Raw genomic sequence first — 17461 nt, 5'->3', positions numbered from 1 at the left:
CACTGTGACGGTAACCATTTATGATGTAGCAAGAGAAGCAGGAGTGTCGATGGCTACGGTTTCTCGGGTTGTTAACAACAATCCGAATGTGAAGCCCGCAACACGCAAGAAAGTATATGAAGCAATAGAAAGACTTGGATATCGTCCGAATGCTGTAGCGAGAGGTCTGGCAAGTAAGAAAACGACTACGGTCGGGGTTGTTATCCCTGATATTTCAAATGCTATTTTTGCGGAAGTAGCGCGCGGTATCGAAGATATTGCCAATATGTATCATTATAATATTATTTTGTGCAACGCGGATAAGAAAAAAGATAAAGAAATCCGCGTTATCAACACTTTATTGGAGAAGCAGGTCGACGGCTTGTTATTTATGGGCGGGGCCGTTACGGAGGAGCATCTGCAAGCTTTTAAGACGGCGAACGTTCCGATTGTGCTTTGTGCGACATCCGATGAAAGCGGACAGATTCCATCTGTCGATATCAATCATGAAGATGCTGCGTTTGATGCTGTACAGCAGCTGCTGGAGCAAGGTCATAAACGTATTGCCATGATCAGTGGAACGCTGCAGGATCCATCAATCGGGTATGCAAGATTTCAAGGGTACAAGCGTGCGCTCGAAGCGGCTGGAATTGCCTATGATGATTCATTAGTGCGTATCGGTAATTATCGGTATGAGTCCGGCGCTGAAGCTATGAAGTACTTTATTGAATTGGACGAGCGTCCAACAGCTGTATTTTCCGCAACGGATGAAATGGCGATTGGGGCAATTCATAGTATTCAGGATTCCGGATTAAAGGTTCCGGATGATATTTCCATTATTAGCGTGGATAACAGCCGCATGGCATCGATGGTTCGCCCTCAGCTTACAGCTGTCGCACAACCGATGTATGATATTGGCGCAGTTTCCATGCGTTTGCTGACCAAGCTTATGAAAAAAGAAAATGTAGATCAATCCAAAGTGGTACTGCCGCATGAAATCGTCGTGCGTCAATCGGTTGGAGGAATATAAGAAAAATGTCTTTTAACAAAATAGGAATTATAGGCGCTATGGCGGAAGAGATTGAATTGCTCCATGAGCATGTAAACATAGCGTCTCAAGTGACGAAAGCTGGAATTACATATTATGAAGGTACCCTTCACGGTAAAGAGGTCATATATTGTAAATCAGGTGTCGGCAAAGTAAATGCTGCTGTCTGTACGCAAATCTTACTTGATCTCGGCGCTGACTGCGTGCTCTTTACTGGTGTAGCAGGAGCCGTTGATCCTCAGCTGAACATTGGCGATATCGTGGTTTCAACGAGCTGCATACAGCATGATATGGACTGCTCGCCGCTCGGCTTTGCTCGTGGGACGATTCCGTTTCACCCAAGATCAGAGTTTGCAGCGGATGATCGTTTAATCGAGCTTGCGTCTGCTGCCAGCAGCAGACTATTCTCGGGCCGAAGCCTTAAAGGGAAAGTATTGTCGGGGGACCAGTTCATCGCAAGCCGAGAAACKGTCAAGCTGCTTCATGAGACACTCCATGGCGCTTGCGCAGAGATGGAAGGGGCTTCGGTCGCCCAAGTGTGCGATATGAATGAAACGCCGTTTGTCATTATTCGTTCGATGTCGGATAAAGCGGACGGTTCGGCACATGTGAACTTCTCGGAGTTTACCGTAACTGCTTCTAATCATTCATACCAAATCATTGATGATATCTTAAAGAATATCTAACTCTAATACCACTCGAAAGAACCAGCCGTGATGTAAGTCTCACGGCTGGTTCTTTTTTTGTGTTCTATGAGCGGTATGCAGTGCGCAGATTTAAAGATCCTGTATAACTATATTCTGGATGGTTCTGTTCTTGTCCGCTATTTCTAACCGCCTTGGCATCGGTTCAATATCTGCTGGATCATCCATCCACGTGGTAGGCAGCTTCAGTGGACTAAAAGAGGTCCAGCGCTTCACCCAGCAGTCAGGAAGAGCTATTACTTTGCCGGCAGCTATTCCATGAGAAATCGGATGATCGATCATGGTGAGCCAAACGAGGGACCATGCTCTCGGAACAACGCGGAAAATATCATAACCTCCGCCGCCAAGCGCGATCCACCGGCCATCTGTATAGGTATGGGCTAATTCATGTATGATGGCAGGGATCTCAGCATAGATCCGCATGCTGCAGTGAATGTGCGAGAGCGGGTCATAGGCATGGGCATCACAGCCATGCTGACTAATAATTACATCCGGTTTGTAAGCGGATATCACTTTGCGCAATGTGATATTGAAGCTCTCAAGCCAAGATTCATCCTCCGTGTAAGGCTCAAGCGGGACATTAAAGCATGCTCCAAAACCATGGTCGGTTCCTTTTTCATGTACAAAGCCAGTACCTGGAAATAGAAATTTTCCTGTCTCGTGAATTGAATAGGTGCACACATCCGGGTCGTCATAAAATATCCACTGAACACCATCGCCATGATGAACATCAGTATCGATATAAAGAACCCTGGCATTATAGGTTTGGCGAATATGCTTAATGGCGACTGCAGCATCGTTATACACGCAAAAGCCCGAAGCGCGGTCAGGAAAGGCGTGATGCAATCCACCTGCAAGATGATAAGCATGTTTAGCCTGGCCTGTCATAACAGCATCTGCGGCTGCCAACGAGCCTCTGACAATCGTCATTGCAGCCTTGTGCATGCCAGGGAAGAATGGAGTGTCCTCCGTATGCAGTCCGAATTGCTGAGCAAGAAGGCCGCTATCGTTGATAGGAGCTTGCTCGCTTAATTGTTTCACAGCTGCCAAATAGTCTGTTCTATGCACGAGTGACAAGAGCTCATCATCGGGATAGGGGAGTGGGGTCTCTATCAGCTCGTCATTGAGTGCGTTCACTTCTTTGAGCAGGTCAATCGTAAGCGTAAGACGCAGCGGATCAAATGGATGCTCTTCGTCAAATTTATATCCGCTAGTATCCGGATGATGTATGAAAACAGCATCAGAAGCCATCTCTATCCTCCTAAAGGTTTGCGCAGCAAACCTACTTCGTAAGCATGGACTTAGGTTTGCGCAGCAAACCTACTTCGTAAGCATGGTATTAATACATAAAGCGCTGCCGAAATCGGACTCGGTCAAAATGCTCTACAGAGCTCAGCGGCACTTCTTTGCCGATGCGAACCATTAAGCAATTCGCGGGATGGGAGCATATTTCGGGATCATCGGTAGCAAACCATACCATACCGACGGACTGCATTAATTTTTCCATCATTTTGCGATAGTCCCACACGTTAAGCTTTGTGCCTTCGAGATCCCAATGCCAATAATATTCTGTCGTAAATACGATCATATTTTCTAATTGTTCCTCAGCGAACGCGAGTTGGATCAATCTTTTTCCTAATCCGCAGCCCCGGTAATCATCTGCTACCTCTATGGCCCCTAGCTCGATAAGATCCATCATGCCGCCCTCAGACCAACGCTCAAGCTCATCGGCATAATGAAAGGTTACATAGCCGACGATAACATTGCCCTCGCGTGCCAAAACGATGCGTCCTTCGTCTAATCCGGCTATTTCAACGAGCGCTACATGCTGCTCGTTTGGCCTGCGAAACGCGTCTAACGATTTATGCATGATCATGCAAGCGAGCTGCTCAGGAGGTACTGGCCCTTCTAAAATAAGCTCGCGCCCTGCGTCTATAGCGAGACTTTCTCGCTGCAAACGCTTCCGATGTTCCAAGGCTATCCCCCCTTTTACTTGCTATGGAAAAACGTACTTGCCATCTCTACTACTCTTTATAGCAAAGTTTTAAGCAAATGAAAAGCGTAGTCGAATAGAAAAAGGATATGCTATAATGAGTTTGGCGGTTTAAATTTTGGGAAACGCGTTCGATTGTCGGCTTGTTTGCCTCAAGCGATGACAAAGAAATGAAAGCGTGTTCTTATACAGCAGACACACAGATTTGATGGGAGAGTGATAGTATGATCAACTTACATCAAGAACGAATTCCAGCGACGGCACCAAATCCTAATTTACCGAATTACGACGAAGCAGCCAGCTCCTTTGATTGGAGCCAGATTGAAAGCCAGTTTAGCTGGTACACGACTGGGAAAGTTAATATGGCCTATGAGGCCATTGACCGCCATGTCGAGCAAGGAAAAGGTGACAAGGTCGCTCTATATTATAGCGATAGCGAACGCGATGAGTCCTACACTTTTGAACAGCTGAGCAAGCAGTCGAATCGTTTTGCAAATGTTTTGCGGAAGCTTGGAATTACGAAGGGTGAGCGGGTCTTTATCTTTATGCCCCGTACGCCTGAGTTGTATTTCAGTGCGTTAGGCGCTTGGAAGGTAGGCGCGGTAGTTGGCCCTTTATTCGAGGCTTTTATGGAGACAGCGGTAAAAGACAGACTGCAGGATAGTGAAGCAACAGCAATCATAACAACACCTGCACTCTTAAAAAGAATCAAGAGGGATGAGCTGCCTAACCTCAAGCATGTGATCGTGTTCGGTAAGGATGTACCGCAGGAAGATGGCATTATCGATTTCACGCAAGAGATGTCCGCGGTATCCGATGAAGCTGAGATCGAGTGGCTGGATCGCGAGGACGGACTTATTTTACACTATACGTCTGGTTCTACTGGAAAGCCTAAAGGTGTCTACCATGTTCAAAATGCAATGATTCAGCATATGTACACCGGACAAATCGTACTCGACTTGAAAGAAAATGATATTTATTGGTGTACTGCGGATCCGGGCTGGGTCACAGGCACATCCTATGGGATTTTTGCGCCTTGGCTTAATGGCGCGACTAATGTTATACGCGGCGGTCGTTTTAGCCCAAGTGATTGGTACGGCGTTATTCAAAAATACGGCGTGACCGTATGGTATAGCGCTCCTACAGCCTTCCGTATGCTTATGGGTGCGGGCGATGAAATATCGCAAAGCTTTGATCTTTCCAGCTTGAGACATGTCCTAAGCGTAGGCGAGCCGCTTAATCCAGAAGTTGTACGCTGGGGGCTTAAGGTATACGGCCAACGCATACATGATACTTGGTGGATGACGGAGACTGGCGGCCAGCTGATTTGTAACTATCCGAGCATGGATATCAAGCCAGGATCAATGGGCAAGCCGGTGCCAGGTGTGAAAGCAGCGATTATTGACGACAGCGGAAATGAGGTTGCGCCATATCGCATGGGTAACCTAGCGATTCAAACCCCATGGCCGTCTATGATGCGCAAGGTATGGAACAATCCCTCCAAGTACGAGGAATATTTCTATCTAAAAGGATGGTATATTTCAGGAGACTCGGCCTATATGGATGAGGATGGATATTTCTGGTTCCAAGGGCGTATCGATGACGTGATTAACACTGCAGGGGAGAGAGTCGGCCCATTTGAGGTCGAAAGTAAGCTTGTGGAACACCCAGCGGTAGCGGAGGCAGGCGTTATCGGCAAACCCGATCCTATGCGCGGAGAGATCATCAAGGCCTTCATTGCGCTTCGTGAAGGGTATGAGGCTTCCGATGAATTAAAACAGGAAATTTCACAGTTTGTTAAGATCGGTTTATCTGCCCATGCTGCGCCAAGAGAAATCGAATTTAAAGATAAGCTTCCAAAAACACGAAGCGGAAAAATTATGCGTCGCGTGCTGAAGGCGTGGGAGCTGAATTTACCGACGGGTGATTTGTCCACAATCGAAGATTAGAGCTTATGCAGCTAACATCTCAAATAACAAAAAAGAGGATGGCTCCTAGATAGGAGTCATCCTCTTTTTTGTTATTTTGTTAATGGGCGCTTAGCAATTACCGCTGGAATAGTTCAATCCACTCACCATCAGGGCCGCTCACGAAAAAGTATTGATAGCCGTTCGGAAGCGTCGTTATTCCGTCATCAATAAAAGTAACGTCCAGCTTTTTCAAACGTTCAAATTCAGCTTGTACATCATCAACGGATAAGGCAAAGTGATGAACCTTACCTTCCAACGGGAGACTATCATTATATCCCTGTATTAGCTCTAGATCCGTTTCGCCTTCATGGCCAAAGCCTAAAAAGGCAAGCTCAATAATGCCATTAGAATGGGGGATACGTCCTTTAAGCTCAAATCCGAGCATCTCCGTGTAAAAGGCAATCGAAGCCTCTATATTTTTTACCATTACGCCAACATGGTCAATCCGTTTTTTGGTCATGAGGATGAATTCCTTTCTATTTTGGTTTTGAATTTTTATTATGATGGATAACGATGTCTATCATAAGGAGAAGGGATATAGCTGTCAAGTAGGATTGATCGGATATGCGGGATTAAGAAGTCTAACTTGAAAAAAATGGGTTGACTTTCATCCTTAGGATATATAATAATGATTACAAAACCAAGTAATTAGGTGGGAATAATGAGTTTGGGAGGTTGTTTGGTGGACACTAGGAAATTAGGCAATAGCGATCTTTATCCGACCGTCATTGGATTTGGTTCTTGGGCAGCAGGGAAAGCGGGCTGGGGTGATGTGGACGATGACGAGACGGAGGCTGCTATTCGTCATGCATATGACTTGGGTATTACCTTTTACGACACAGCTCCCGCCTATGGCCTCGGTCATTCGGAGGAATTGTTAGGCAAAGTGCTTAAACCGGTACGCGAGCATGTGATCCTCGCAACAAAAACAGGACTTGAGTGGAACGGGCAGGGACAATTTAGCATAAACGTGACTAAAGCTAATATCGTGCGCGAAGTAGAGGAGAGCCTGCGTCGATTAAAGACGGACTATATTGATTTGTACCAGATTCATTGGCCTGACCCTACCGGGAAAACACCTATAGAAGAGACGTTTGAAGCTTTAAATCAATTGGCCGCGCAGGGGAAAATAAGATATATCGGCGTATCGAATTTCAATGTTCAACAGCTAGTCGCTGCACAGGCTGTAAGCCCTATCGTGTCCGTACAGCTGCCGTATAATTTATTTAAACGTGACGTCGAACATGCAGCATTGCCTTATGCAAAGCAGCTTAATATCGGATTTATACCCTACAGCCCTTTAGCTCAGGGATTATTGACGGGAAAATTTAATTATTTAACGAGGCTTCCAAAAACAGATGTACGCGCACAGCTCAACCCTTTATTCTCTGCGAAACAGTTTACAAAAAACATCGTCATCATCGAAACGCTTACTGGACTAGCGAGAACAATTGGAAAACCGCTTAATCAGGTTGCTATTAATTGGTTATTGTATCGGAAGGAAATTACGRGTGTGATAGCCGGCGCAAAGACGATTCAACAGGTAGTGGATAACGCCGCTGCCGCGAAATGGAGCTTAACGCGAGAAGAGTATGAGCAGATTAGCCGATTGTTCGAAACGGATTCATCTTATGTCATTTAAAGATTCAACAAATCCCTTACCTCAACAAAAAAGGAAGCAGCCTCTTGTGAGACTGCTTCCTTTCTTTGGTGCCGAAGAAGGTATCAATTTACCGCCTGCTTGGCGGATGGAGCGGATTCGCCATTCGCATTTTCCGAGGTGATATAGAAGGATCCTGTTATGAGCGGAGCTACATACTCATAGCTGGTTTCAGAAGTCGATGCGAGCTTTGAATATTGTCCGTCGTTTTTGGCGCTGTAATATACATGATATTGCGTTACTTGGTCGGACACACTGTTCGATGCCCAAGTTAGTCGTACGCTAAGCTCCGTTTTTGAGGCTTGCAGGCCTGTTGGAGCAGCAGGAGCCGAATTACCTTGCTCGTTTTCGCCGCCGTTACCACCGCCTTGGGGCGGCGAAGGATTGATTGGAGAGTTACCGAATTGAACGAGCGGACTTGGCGCAGATTCTTTACCGGCAACATCAACCGCTGTTACATAATAGGTCGTGTTTTGCGAGCTCGAAGCATACAGCTTCATCCGTTTGTCAGAACCCACGGTGATGGATTCGCCTTGTTTTTGATAGGCTCCTTGATTAACGGATTTATAAACACGATAACCAACCACATCTTTGGCTGAACTGTCACTAAACGTCAGGATGAGCACGCCATCTGATGATTGCAGCTTAACGCTTGCAGGCGGCGGCGGTGCAGCACCATCATCAACACGCGGATCAGGCTTGGAAGGCGCATTGTTTTCTGCATCAGCAGGAAGATAGACACTCATCGAGCGGCGGCTCTTCGCTGGCAATTTCGCTTGCGCAGCTCGAATCTCATCCATTAGAACATCTAGTGGTTTTTTTCGTTTAATGACAATTTGCTCTTTAACCATGTCTTTCGGTGTAGCAGGGTTAGGCACATAGTTAACGCCATTGTACGAAATGTACGCCATTTTTACGAGCGCATCATCTGTTTTCTTAGGTATATCCTTCTTGTTGAACCAATCCGTTACTAGCATGCCAGCTTCCTTAGTCAGTTGGCTAGGAAGCAAGCCGCTTGCACTGGAAACTGTCGCTTTTACGATTCCGGATGGACGCTCGAACTTATCTGTTGCGAAAACTTCAGGTTTCTTTTCAGCCATTTCGTTCATGATTAACGCCCAGATGGAGCGCGCACGCGCTTTTCCGTTTTCAGATAGGGAGTTAACCTGTTCTTCATAGCCGGCCCATACACCTAAAGTGATGTCAGGCGAGAAGCCCATGAACCATACATCGCCATAGCTTTGGGTAGAACCTGTTTTACCGGCAATCGGAATTTCTCCGTATTTCTTGAACTGTGATTTCAGCTTGTTTGCAGATCCGTTCCGACTTGAGATGACGGAGGAAAGCATATCTGTCATCAAAAATGCGCTTTGCTCAGAGAAAACCCGTTTTGGCTCTTGCTTATGCTCGTATACGATTTTTCCGTTGGCATCGGTAATACGTGAAATCATGTATGCATCATTGAAAACGCCTTTGTTCGGAATCGAGCCGTACGCATTCGTAAGCTCTTCCACAGATACGCCGATGCTTAATCCGCCGATTACGCCGGTTTGTGCATAGGAATCTTCCGGCTGAAGCGTCGTTATGCCGAGCTTCTTCACGAAAGCCCATGCATTTTCGATCTTGACTTCTTCGTTGAAAATTTTCAGGGCTGGCAAGTTCAATGAACGGTTTAACGCTTCGCGCGCTGTTACGAGGCCCGCGAATTTACGGTTTACGTTCATTGGGATATGAAAGCCCTTTTGGCCATCCTTCAATACGATAGGAGCATCGTCAATTATGCTTGCGGGTTGTATGATACCCATCTCGATAGCAGGCAGATAAGCAGCTAAAGTTTTCATTGTCGAGCCTGGCTGCCTAGTCATCTGCGTAGCATAGTTTAGCTGCTCTTCATAGAAATCACGGCCTTCCAGCATGCCCACAATAGCGCCTGTTTTGTGATCCAGCATGACTGCTGCGATTTGCTCAAGACCTTTTTCCTCGCTGTAAGGTGTAAAGTTTTCATCATTAGTGCCGATTTCACGCATGAGCTGATAGATATCCTTGTCGATCGTCGTATAAACATGATAACCGCCGCGCAGCAGGTGATCACGCGCCTCCTCGATTAGGGGGGCATTTTCCTTTTTGCTCAAATCTGCTTTGGTCAATGTTGGATCCTGCTCCATCAGCATGATTTCGGCGGCTTGACGCTCAGCTTCAAGCATCAGATAAGGATAAGTCGTGTAAGCTTTCTCGGAAGGCTCGGAAAGTGTTTTTCTTATGTCGAATTTGAGCGCTTCGTCGTATTCCTGCTGAGTGATGCGGCCTGTTTGCAGCATTCTCATTAACACCGTTTTTTGACGTCCTAGCGCTAAATCAAAGCCGCCTTGATTGAATTGGCCTTTGCCTGTAAAAGCGGTATAGGCAGACGGCCTTTGCGGAAGTCCTGCAAGATAAGCAGACTGTGCAATATTTAGCTGGTTTAGGTCCGTAATGCCGAATATCCCTTTGGCAGCTGCTTTTATGCCGAATAAATTGTATCCGCTTGATCCGTTCCCGAAAGGAACCTTGTTCAAATAGGCAGCTAAAATTTCTTTCTTTGTTAGATATCTTTCCATTCGCAGCGACAAAAATATTTCTTTGATCTTACGGCTGTCGGTTTTGTCCAAGCTTAGGAATACGCGACGCGCAAGCTGCTGAGTAAGGGTGCTTCCTCCCGTTTGCGTATCTTCGTTCAGAAGCTTCTGCTTCACCGCACGTCCCAGACCGTTGATGTCTACGCCATTGTGCTCGAAAAAATTATTGTCTTCAATGCCAAGTACCGCATTGATAACCTGTGGCGGTAAATCATCATATGTAATAATCATCCGGTCCTCAGACGTTCTTAGCTGTCCGACTAGTGAATCATCATTGAAGTAAACGAATCCGGTAATGGCGTTTTCGCCGACTTTCTCTTCAATAACGGTCCGTGGTCTAACTTCTTCATTTTTCACGAGTGCAGCAACATAGCCGGTTACGGCGCCGCCTGCCAGCAAACCGATGAAAATTCCGAAATATACCATCCATTTTACTGTTATAAAAGTTACAATTCCGAATGTACGCCATTTGCTTCTTTTGGCTGGCTTTTGTTGACGATCCTCTTGCATTCTTTTGACTCCTCCTCCAAATAGCACACCCATTATAACATAAATCGTCAAAGTAACGCATTCTTTAACAGCATTGACTTCCTGGTAGTGCTGTGGTATAAATTCAATAATGTTTTATCTAACCAATGCTTTGAAGGGCATGAGTAGACAGCGATCCGTCATTTCAGAGAGCCGGTGGGTGGTGTAAACCGGTATGCGCCGCATGTTGAATTACCGCCTGGAGCTAAGTGAAGGAACCGTTGCTGATCATCTTCAGTCCATGTATGGCCAACGGCCAATGGGGCTGAATCAGCCGTAGTAGTTCACTTCGGAGACCGTCTCCGTTATCAACAACGAAGTGAGAGTACCTCTTTTATTTTTTTTATAAAGAAGGAGTACTCTAACGAGGGTGGTACCGCGAGCTAATCCTTCTCGTCCCTTGGGGCTGGAAGGATTTTTTATGTCTATATAGACGCATACGAGGGAGGAAAAGTTTTATGGTAAAGTGGGAAAGTTTAACGCAGGAACAACAATTTGAGGTAGAGCGTCAGCTGGCCGTCATTCGACGCGGTGTTGTCGAAATTGTTCCGGAGGATGAGTTGAAGAATAAAATAGCGAATGCTGTCGTAACTGGAACGCCTTTGAAAGTAAAGCTGGGTCTTGATCCGTCTGCGCCCGATATTCATATCGGTCATACCGTCGTACTTCATAAGCTGCGCCAGTTCCAGGAGCTTGGCCATCAGGTTCAGCTGTTAATCGGCGATTTTACGGGCAGAATCGGCGACCCTACAGGGAAATCAGAAACGCGCAAGCAGTTAACCGAAGAGGATGTAAAAAGGAATGCGGAAACTTACCAGAAACAAATCTACAAGATATTAGATCCGGAGCAAACAAAGCTTTATTATAACTCGGAATGGCTTGCGCCTCTCAACTTTGCCGATGTGGTTAATTTGGCGGCAAAAGTAACGGTTGCACGCATGATGGAGCGTGATGATTTCACCAAGCGTTATACTACGGGCCTGCCGATCAGTATCCATGAATTTTTCTATCCGCTTATGCAGGGCTATGATTCCGTAGCTCTTGAATCGGATGTCGAGCTTGGCGGTACGGATCAGAAATTCAATCTGCTGATGGGCAGAACGCTCCAGAAGGAATATAATAAGCCTGCCCAGGTTGCCATTATGACACCTTTGATTGAAGGTTTAGACGGCGTGAATAAAATGAGTAAAAGCTTGGGCAATTACATCGGTATCGATGAGGAGCCGAATCAAATCTACGGCAAGTCGATGTCGATACCCGATGAATTAATGTATAAATACTACGAGCTTGCAACAGATTTGAACAATGAGGAGCTCGCGGCCTTGAAAGCAGGACTCGAAGAGGGTACGGTGCATCCACGCGATGCGAAAATGCAGCTTGCAGCGACATTCGTACGAATGTACCACGGTGAAGAGGCAGCCAGAGCAGCGGAAAATCATTTTATTACTGTATTCCAGCAGCGTGCGCTGCCAGAGGACATTGAAATGGTGACCCTCTCTGAGGGAGAACTGACTAATGGCCAAATCAATATCGTGAAGCTGCTTACCGTTTTTGCTCTGCATTCTACCAGCAGTGAGGCCAGAAGGAGTGTACAGCAAGGCGCCGTGCGGATCAACGAAGAGAAAATAACGGATATCAACGCTGATGTTTTACCTAAGGATGGCGATGTCCTTCAAGTTGGTAAACGGAAATTTGTGAAAATTAAATTAGCCTAATTGTTCTAATAAAGCTTGTTGAATCGATAAAATTCAACAAGCTTTATTTTTTTGAGAAACAAAAGACCGTTTCAAACGTAATAAATAACGGAAGAGTTAACAGGTTTTGGATTCTATGAGAGGAGGAGGAAGTTGGAGACGCTATTTTTGTCTTGTCTAATCGGCGGAATTCTATATGCACTCGTAAGCGTTATTTTTGGAGATTGGCTGGGGCAGGCGTTAGACGGTGCGCTCGATTTTTTATCGATTGACGGTCATTCATGGCTGTCGCCGACTGCGCTTGTAGGCGGGATAACCGTGTTTGGCGGTGCAGGCGTTATGCTGCAGCGCTACACTGCTTTTGGATCTGCGGCAATTGTAACGGTTGCATTATTAATTGCTCTCTTAGCAGGAACTGCTGTATTTTTTCTTTATATTAAGCCGATGGAGCAAAGTGAAAATTCGATTGCCTTTTCACTGAATGGCATGTCCGGCATGCTAGGGGAAGTAATCGTTCCGATTCCCGCACAAGGTTATGGTGAAGTGATGGTTAAAGTTGGAGCCGGCTTTACGAATCAAATCGCTGCGAGCTTTGATGGGATTGAGATCGCTGGAGGTTCGAGGGTAGTTATCGTTGAGGTAAGAGACAGCACGCTTTATGTTTCGGAAGTGAATTTATCTTAATTTATGCAGCTGAAAGGGGAAATTAGATGCCAGAATATTTTGTTATACCGGCTATTGTAGTCGGGGTGCTTGTTGTACTTGGTCTTGCGTTCTGGGCGCGTTATAAAACCGTCAGTCCGGATGAGGCGATGCTTGTTACAGGATCATTTCTAGGTTCACGTAACGCCAGTACTGATGAGTCAGGCCGCAAAGTGAAAATCATTAGAGGCGGAGGCGCCTTTATTTTGCCCATATTTCAAAAGGCTGAATTTCTTTCGTTGCTGTCGCACAAGCTTGATGTGTCAACCCCGGAGGTTTATACCGAGCAAGGGGTGCCCGTTATGGCGGACGGCGTAGCCATTATTAAAATTGGCGGAGCCGTGGAGGATGTGGCGACAGCGGCAGAGCAGTTTTTGGGAAAACCGACTGAAGCGCTCAAAGGAGAGGCGCAGGAGGTTCTGGAAGGACACTTGCGAGCTATACTCGGCTCGATGACCGTGGAGGAGGTTTACCGTAACCGCGATAAATTTGCACAAGAAGTGCAGGGCGTTGCGGCTAAAGATTTGAAGAAGATGGGGCTGCAAATCGTCTCCTTTACAATAAAGGACTTGCGCGATAAGCACGGTTACTTAGATGCGCTCGGGAAGCCGAGGATTGCCGCGGTTAAGCGTGATGCAGAAATAGCAGAAGCCGAAGCGGTAAGGGATGCTAGAATTCAGAAAGCGCTCGCGGCGGAGGCGGGGCAGAAAGCGGAGCTCGTGCGCGACACCAATATCGCTGAAGCAGAGAAAGAGAAAGAAATGAAGGTTGCTTCATTTAAACGCGATCAGGATACGGCCAAAGCGGAAGCGGATCAGGCTTATTCGATTCAAGAAGCCCGTGCGAAGCAAAGCGTTGTCGAGGAGCAAATGAAAGTCGAGCTCGTACGTAAGGAACGTGAAATAGATTTAGAAGCCAAGGAAATTTTGCGTCGTGAGAAGCAGTATGATGCGGAAGTGAAGAAAAAAGCCGATGCTGACCGTTATGCGGTTGAACAAGCGGCCGAGGCAAATAAAGCAAAGCAACTGCGTGAAGCCGATGCGCTGCAATACCGTATTGAAGCAGAAGCGAAGGCACATGCCGCACAGAAGCGTTTGGACGGCTTGGCTGTTGCGGAAGCAGAAAGAGCAAAGGGAACGGCCGAAGCTGACGTTATACGCCTTCGCGGATTAGCGGAAGCGGAAGCGAAAGAGAAATTGGCGGAAGCTTTCGAGAAGTTTGGCGAAGCTGCCGTGCTTGATATCATTGTAAAAATGCTGCCTGAGCTTGCCGGGAAGGTTGCAGAACCTATCAGCAATATCGATAAGCTGACCGTCGTAGATACGGGTAATGGGGAAGGTGCTGCGCGGCTTAGCAATTATGTTACTTCTTTAATGTCTACCGCACCAGAAATGCTGAAGAGCGTATCTGGCATAGACGTAAATGCGCTGATCAAAGGCCTGACATCCAAGGCAGTGCAAGCGCAGTCGGGAAGCAACCGTCCAATAGATATCAACGCTGCACCTCTATCGCCCAAATTGCCTGATCTTTCATCCTAGCAGCATGATTTAAACATAAAAAAACCTTGGACCAATTGGTCCAAGGTTTTTTGTTTATTAACGGCTGTAGAATTCGACGATTTGTTTCTCGTCGATATCTTGGGAAAGCTCACCGCGGTCAGGCAGACGAAGGAATTTACCTTCCAAAGCTTGATCGTTGAACTCCAAGTAGTTCGGAAGGTGATGACGGCCTTCCATAGCTTCTTTAATTGTTCTCAGGCTGCGGCTGCGCTCGCGCAAACCGATTACATCGCCAAGAGATACGCTGTAAGAAGCGATATCCACTTTCTTGCCGTTTACAGTTACGTGACCATGTGATACCAACTGACGAGCTCCTGCACGGGAGTTGGAAAGGCCAAGACGGTAAACGAGGTTGTCAAGACGGCTTTCAAGGAGGCCCATGAAGTTTTCACCGGCTTTACCTTTCATTTTTGCCGCTTTGTCAAACAAGTTGCGGAATTGTTTTTCGTTCAAACCGTACATGTGACGAAGCTTTTGTTTCTCTTGCAATTGAACGCCATAACCGCTCATTTTTTTGCGTTGGTTAGGGCCGTGTTGACCTGGTGGAAATGCGCGTTTTGCAAGTTCTTTACCTGTGCCGCTCAAAGAGATTCCAAGGCGACGGCTTAGTTTAAATTTAGGTCCTGTATAACGTGACATACGTAATATTAACTCCTTCATCAAATAAATTTGTGAATGGGGTTGTGTTTCGCCGAATACGTTCAACGTCCGAGCATGCTCGTCCCTGTGAGGCTAGTCAGCCGCTGGCCTACAGTGAACGTATTTCCTGAGGGTGACACAAAACCGTACGCCCATCTATTCATCAATAAATAATATATGAAATAGATAGCCGTTGTCAAGGTTAGAACATGAATTTTAATGATAGGGAAAGAGCATCGAAAGTCCTATATTTTATGGACATCCTAGTGCAAATATCTTAAAAATGGAGTATGATGGTTGTAATTATTAAGCGAAAATAGGAAGCTCATCTCCTTGGTTGACAGATGAAAGGGTTGGGGCTGCATGGTTGATAAAATAATTAGCAATTTTGCATATCGTCAAACAGCAACAATCGTGGATACATCAGCAGAATCACAACCGGTTTGGTTCATTAGTGAAGACATTAGCGATGCAGACGAGCCTTTGCTGACCCCTTTGTTCCAAGACAGCTTTAATCAATGGGTAAATGAAGCGGCAGGATTAGCCTCATTTGAGGTTGGTGAATTTCTGCTATTCAATAAAGAAGCCGAAGAAATCGCCTTCGCCGGTTTACAACTATTTGAAGCGAACGAAAATGGTAAGGAAACGCTAAAAAGGCTTGTTCGCAGCGCAGTCAGCAGCGGCGAACCGTGCATTGAAGAATCAGAAGACAAGTTTATCGCAGCCGTACCGATATGCAGACGAAATGATGGCTCTGTTTTTTGCGTTCTTGCCTATATGTCCTCGACAGCAACTCATACGGATCTTATAAATCTGCAAATGTGCTCCATGCATTTTCGAAGCTGTTTTTACCATAAGTTCGAACAGATTTATGTCAAAGATTTGTTCTTGCAGCAGCATCGGGCTGAGAAAGACGCAAAAAGAAGAGATGCTTTATTTCAAGCAGCAAAGAGGCTGTATGATCAAATTGATGTGGCCTCCGTGTTATCAGAATTGCTCCGCAGCTTAGAACAGCTTTATCCGAACTCAGAGGTACATTTGTATCTATCGCAAGATCACTTGAATGGAGATGCCCGCGTGAAACCGCTTGTTTTCAAAAATGCGGAACATGATCTCGTTGCGAAAGCTTTTTTGAACGGAAAGTCGGTGACTGAACACGATCGCGATGGTTCACTGAGACTTGCAGTGCCAATGACCGGGAAACAAGCTGCTTATGGTGTTTTGTGCTTGTCGATTGGTCCAGGCCTATGGGATGAAGCAGATCTTCCCGCTTTTCTGATGCTGGCAGAGACTTCTGGTTCAGCCTTCGAGAACGCGAAACTGTACGAGCAATCCAATTTACTAATTAATGAGCTTCGTCTTATCAATGAACTTACGAAACGTTTGAACCAGTCACTCAAGCTCAAAGAAATTTTTCAATTTGCCACCAGCGAGCTTTTGACGATATTCGATGCGGATTATTGCTGTGTTTTGCAGCTCCACAAAGAAAAAAATCAATTTATTGTCATGTCGAGCAATTTTCCTGCACTGACAAATGAGCAATTCTCACCTGATTATGGCTTTTGCGGGATGGTTTATCGCACGCGTGAGCCTTTAATCATATCTGATTATTGGCATACTCGTGTAGTTACCTCCATGCTAATGGACAATACGGGCTCAAGATCACTTATCGCGGCACCCATTATGGTGGATGGTGTGGTAGTAGGTGTTATTTTGGTCACACATAAGACGCCAAATTTCTTCTCTTACGAAAATTATAAATTGCTCCAAGTGATGAGCACTCATATTGGACTTGCGGTAACGAATGCTTCGCTCCATGCTGAAGTACGAAGGATGGTTATCACCGATAACTTGACCGGTCTGCACGCGCGTCATTACCTTAACGAACAAATTCAAAGACGTCAACGGAAGGATCCAATCGGATCTCTCATTCTTGTTGATATTGATCTATTTAAACGGATAAACGACACGTACGGCCATCAGGTTGGCGATCGGATTCTCATTCAAGTGAGCGATATTGTAAGGAGCTCCATTCGTAATGGCGACATCGCTGCGCGCTGGGGCGGTGAAGAGCTTGCCGTTTACCTGCCAGGCATAAGAGCAGAGCAAGCCTATCGAATCGCTGAGCGGATTAGACAGCATGTGGAGAAGGAGACGGATCCAGTCGTTACGGTATCCTGCGGGGTGTCTGAATGGACCTTCGAGGACGAGAAAATAAGCGTGGAATCGTTGTTTTATCGTGCTGACATGGCTCTTTACGAAGCGAAGAACAACGGAAGAAACTGTATTTTTGTAGGCCAAAGCTAATCGTTCATTATTTTATCCGCTTCAAAAGAAAAGGATGCCAATTCAGGCATCCTTTTCTTTTTG

The 17461-nt window shown here is 46.1% G+C and carries 13 protein-coding genes and 1 other annotated feature; of the genes, 8 read left to right on the top strand and 5 right to left on the bottom strand.

Annotated elements, in window-relative coordinates; genetic code table 11:
* Positions 1 to 4 precede the first annotated feature (4 nt).
* Positions 5 to 1009, top strand: coding sequence for a catabolite control protein A (gene ccpA / locus AC1DLI_RS15175; protein WP_477603898.1), 1005 nt, complete (start codon positions 5 to 7; stop codon positions 1007 to 1009).
* A gap of 5 nt (positions 1010 to 1014) precedes the next feature.
* Positions 1015 to 1713, top strand: a complete 699-nt coding sequence (locus AC1DLI_RS15170) for a 5'-methylthioadenosine/adenosylhomocysteine nucleosidase (RefSeq protein ID WP_477603896.1) — start codon at positions 1015 to 1017, stop codon at positions 1711 to 1713.
* 90 nt (positions 1714 to 1803) lie between these two features.
* Here the strand turns inward: AC1DLI_RS15170 and AC1DLI_RS15165 are convergent, their stop codons facing one another.
* Positions 1804 to 2982 (bottom strand): acetoin utilization protein AcuC, encoded by a 1179-nt coding sequence (locus AC1DLI_RS15165; RefSeq protein WP_477603894.1) that lies wholly within the window; start codon positions 2980 to 2982, stop codon positions 1804 to 1806.
* An 88-nt stretch (positions 2983 to 3070) separates the two neighbouring features.
* Entirely contained in the window at positions 3071 to 3706 is a 636-nt protein-coding gene (locus tag AC1DLI_RS15160) for a GNAT family N-acetyltransferase (RefSeq protein ID WP_477603892.1), read from the bottom strand.
* Positions 3707 to 3948: 242 nt separating this feature from the next.
* Here AC1DLI_RS15160 and acsA point away from each other — a divergent pair, with 242 nt between their 5' ends.
* The gene (gene acsA / locus AC1DLI_RS15155) at positions 3949 to 5673 is read left to right on the top strand and encodes an acetate--CoA ligase (RefSeq protein WP_477603890.1); all 1725 of its coding nucleotides are present in this window, start codon (positions 3949 to 3951) and stop codon (positions 5671 to 5673) included.
* Positions 5674 to 5770: 97 nt separating this feature from the next.
* On the opposite strand, the gene AC1DLI_RS15150 is transcribed toward acsA, so the two are convergent.
* A complete protein-coding gene (locus tag AC1DLI_RS15150) occupies positions 5771 to 6154 on the bottom strand; it encodes a VOC family protein (RefSeq protein ID WP_477603888.1) in 384 nt (127 codons plus the stop codon).
* Between the two features lie 222 nt (positions 6155 to 6376).
* On the opposite strand from AC1DLI_RS15150, the gene AC1DLI_RS15145 reads away from it, so the two are divergent.
* A complete protein-coding gene (locus AC1DLI_RS15145) occupies positions 6377 to 7336 on the top strand; it encodes an aldo/keto reductase (protein WP_477603886.1) in 960 nt (319 codons plus the stop codon).
* A gap of 83 nt (positions 7337 to 7419) precedes the next feature.
* Here AC1DLI_RS15145 and AC1DLI_RS15140 read toward each other — a convergent pair whose 3' ends face one another.
* Positions 7420 to 10479: a transglycosylase domain-containing protein gene (locus tag AC1DLI_RS15140; RefSeq protein WP_477603884.1), complete on the bottom strand. Its 3060-nt coding sequence runs from the start codon at positions 10477 to 10479 to the stop codon at positions 7420 to 7422.
* 121 nt (positions 10480 to 10600) lie between these two features.
* Positions 10601 to 10901 (top strand) — a binding site (T-box leader).
* Positions 10902 to 10955: 54 nt separating this feature from the next.
* Between AC1DLI_RS15140 and tyrS the strand changes: the two genes are divergently transcribed.
* The 3 genes from tyrS (at position 10956) to AC1DLI_RS15125 (ending at position 14431) form a co-directional block, all read left to right on the top strand.
* Entirely contained in the window at positions 10956 to 12212 is a 1257-nt protein-coding gene (gene tyrS, locus AC1DLI_RS15135; protein WP_477603882.1) for a tyrosine--tRNA ligase, read from the top strand.
* A 132-nt stretch (positions 12213 to 12344) separates the two neighbouring features.
* On the top strand, positions 12345 to 12875 hold the full coding sequence (locus AC1DLI_RS15130; protein ID WP_308994659.1) for an NfeD family membrane protein: 531 nt from the start codon (positions 12345 to 12347) through the stop codon (positions 12873 to 12875).
* 26 nt (positions 12876 to 12901) lie between these two features.
* Positions 12902 to 14431 carry a flotillin family protein gene (locus AC1DLI_RS15125; protein ID WP_477603879.1) on the top strand — a complete coding sequence of 510 codons (1530 nt, stop codon included), beginning with the start codon at positions 12902 to 12904 and terminating at the stop codon, positions 14429 to 14431.
* Between the two features lie 57 nt (positions 14432 to 14488).
* Here AC1DLI_RS15125 and rpsD read toward each other — a convergent pair whose 3' ends face one another.
* Positions 14489 to 15091 (bottom strand): 30S ribosomal protein S4, encoded by a 603-nt coding sequence (rpsD, locus tag AC1DLI_RS15120; RefSeq protein WP_308994735.1) that lies wholly within the window; start codon positions 15089 to 15091, stop codon positions 14489 to 14491.
* A gap of 363 nt (positions 15092 to 15454) precedes the next feature.
* Between rpsD and AC1DLI_RS15115 the strand changes: the two genes are divergently transcribed.
* On the top strand, positions 15455 to 17398 hold the full coding sequence (locus AC1DLI_RS15115; RefSeq protein WP_477603876.1) for a sensor domain-containing diguanylate cyclase: 1944 nt from the start codon (positions 15455 to 15457) through the stop codon (positions 17396 to 17398).
* Positions 17399 to 17461 lie beyond the last annotated feature (63 nt).

Source organism: Paenibacillus sp. 01T443 (assembly GCF_056398325.1).
This window is presented reverse-complemented; position numbering and strand designations above follow the sequence as displayed.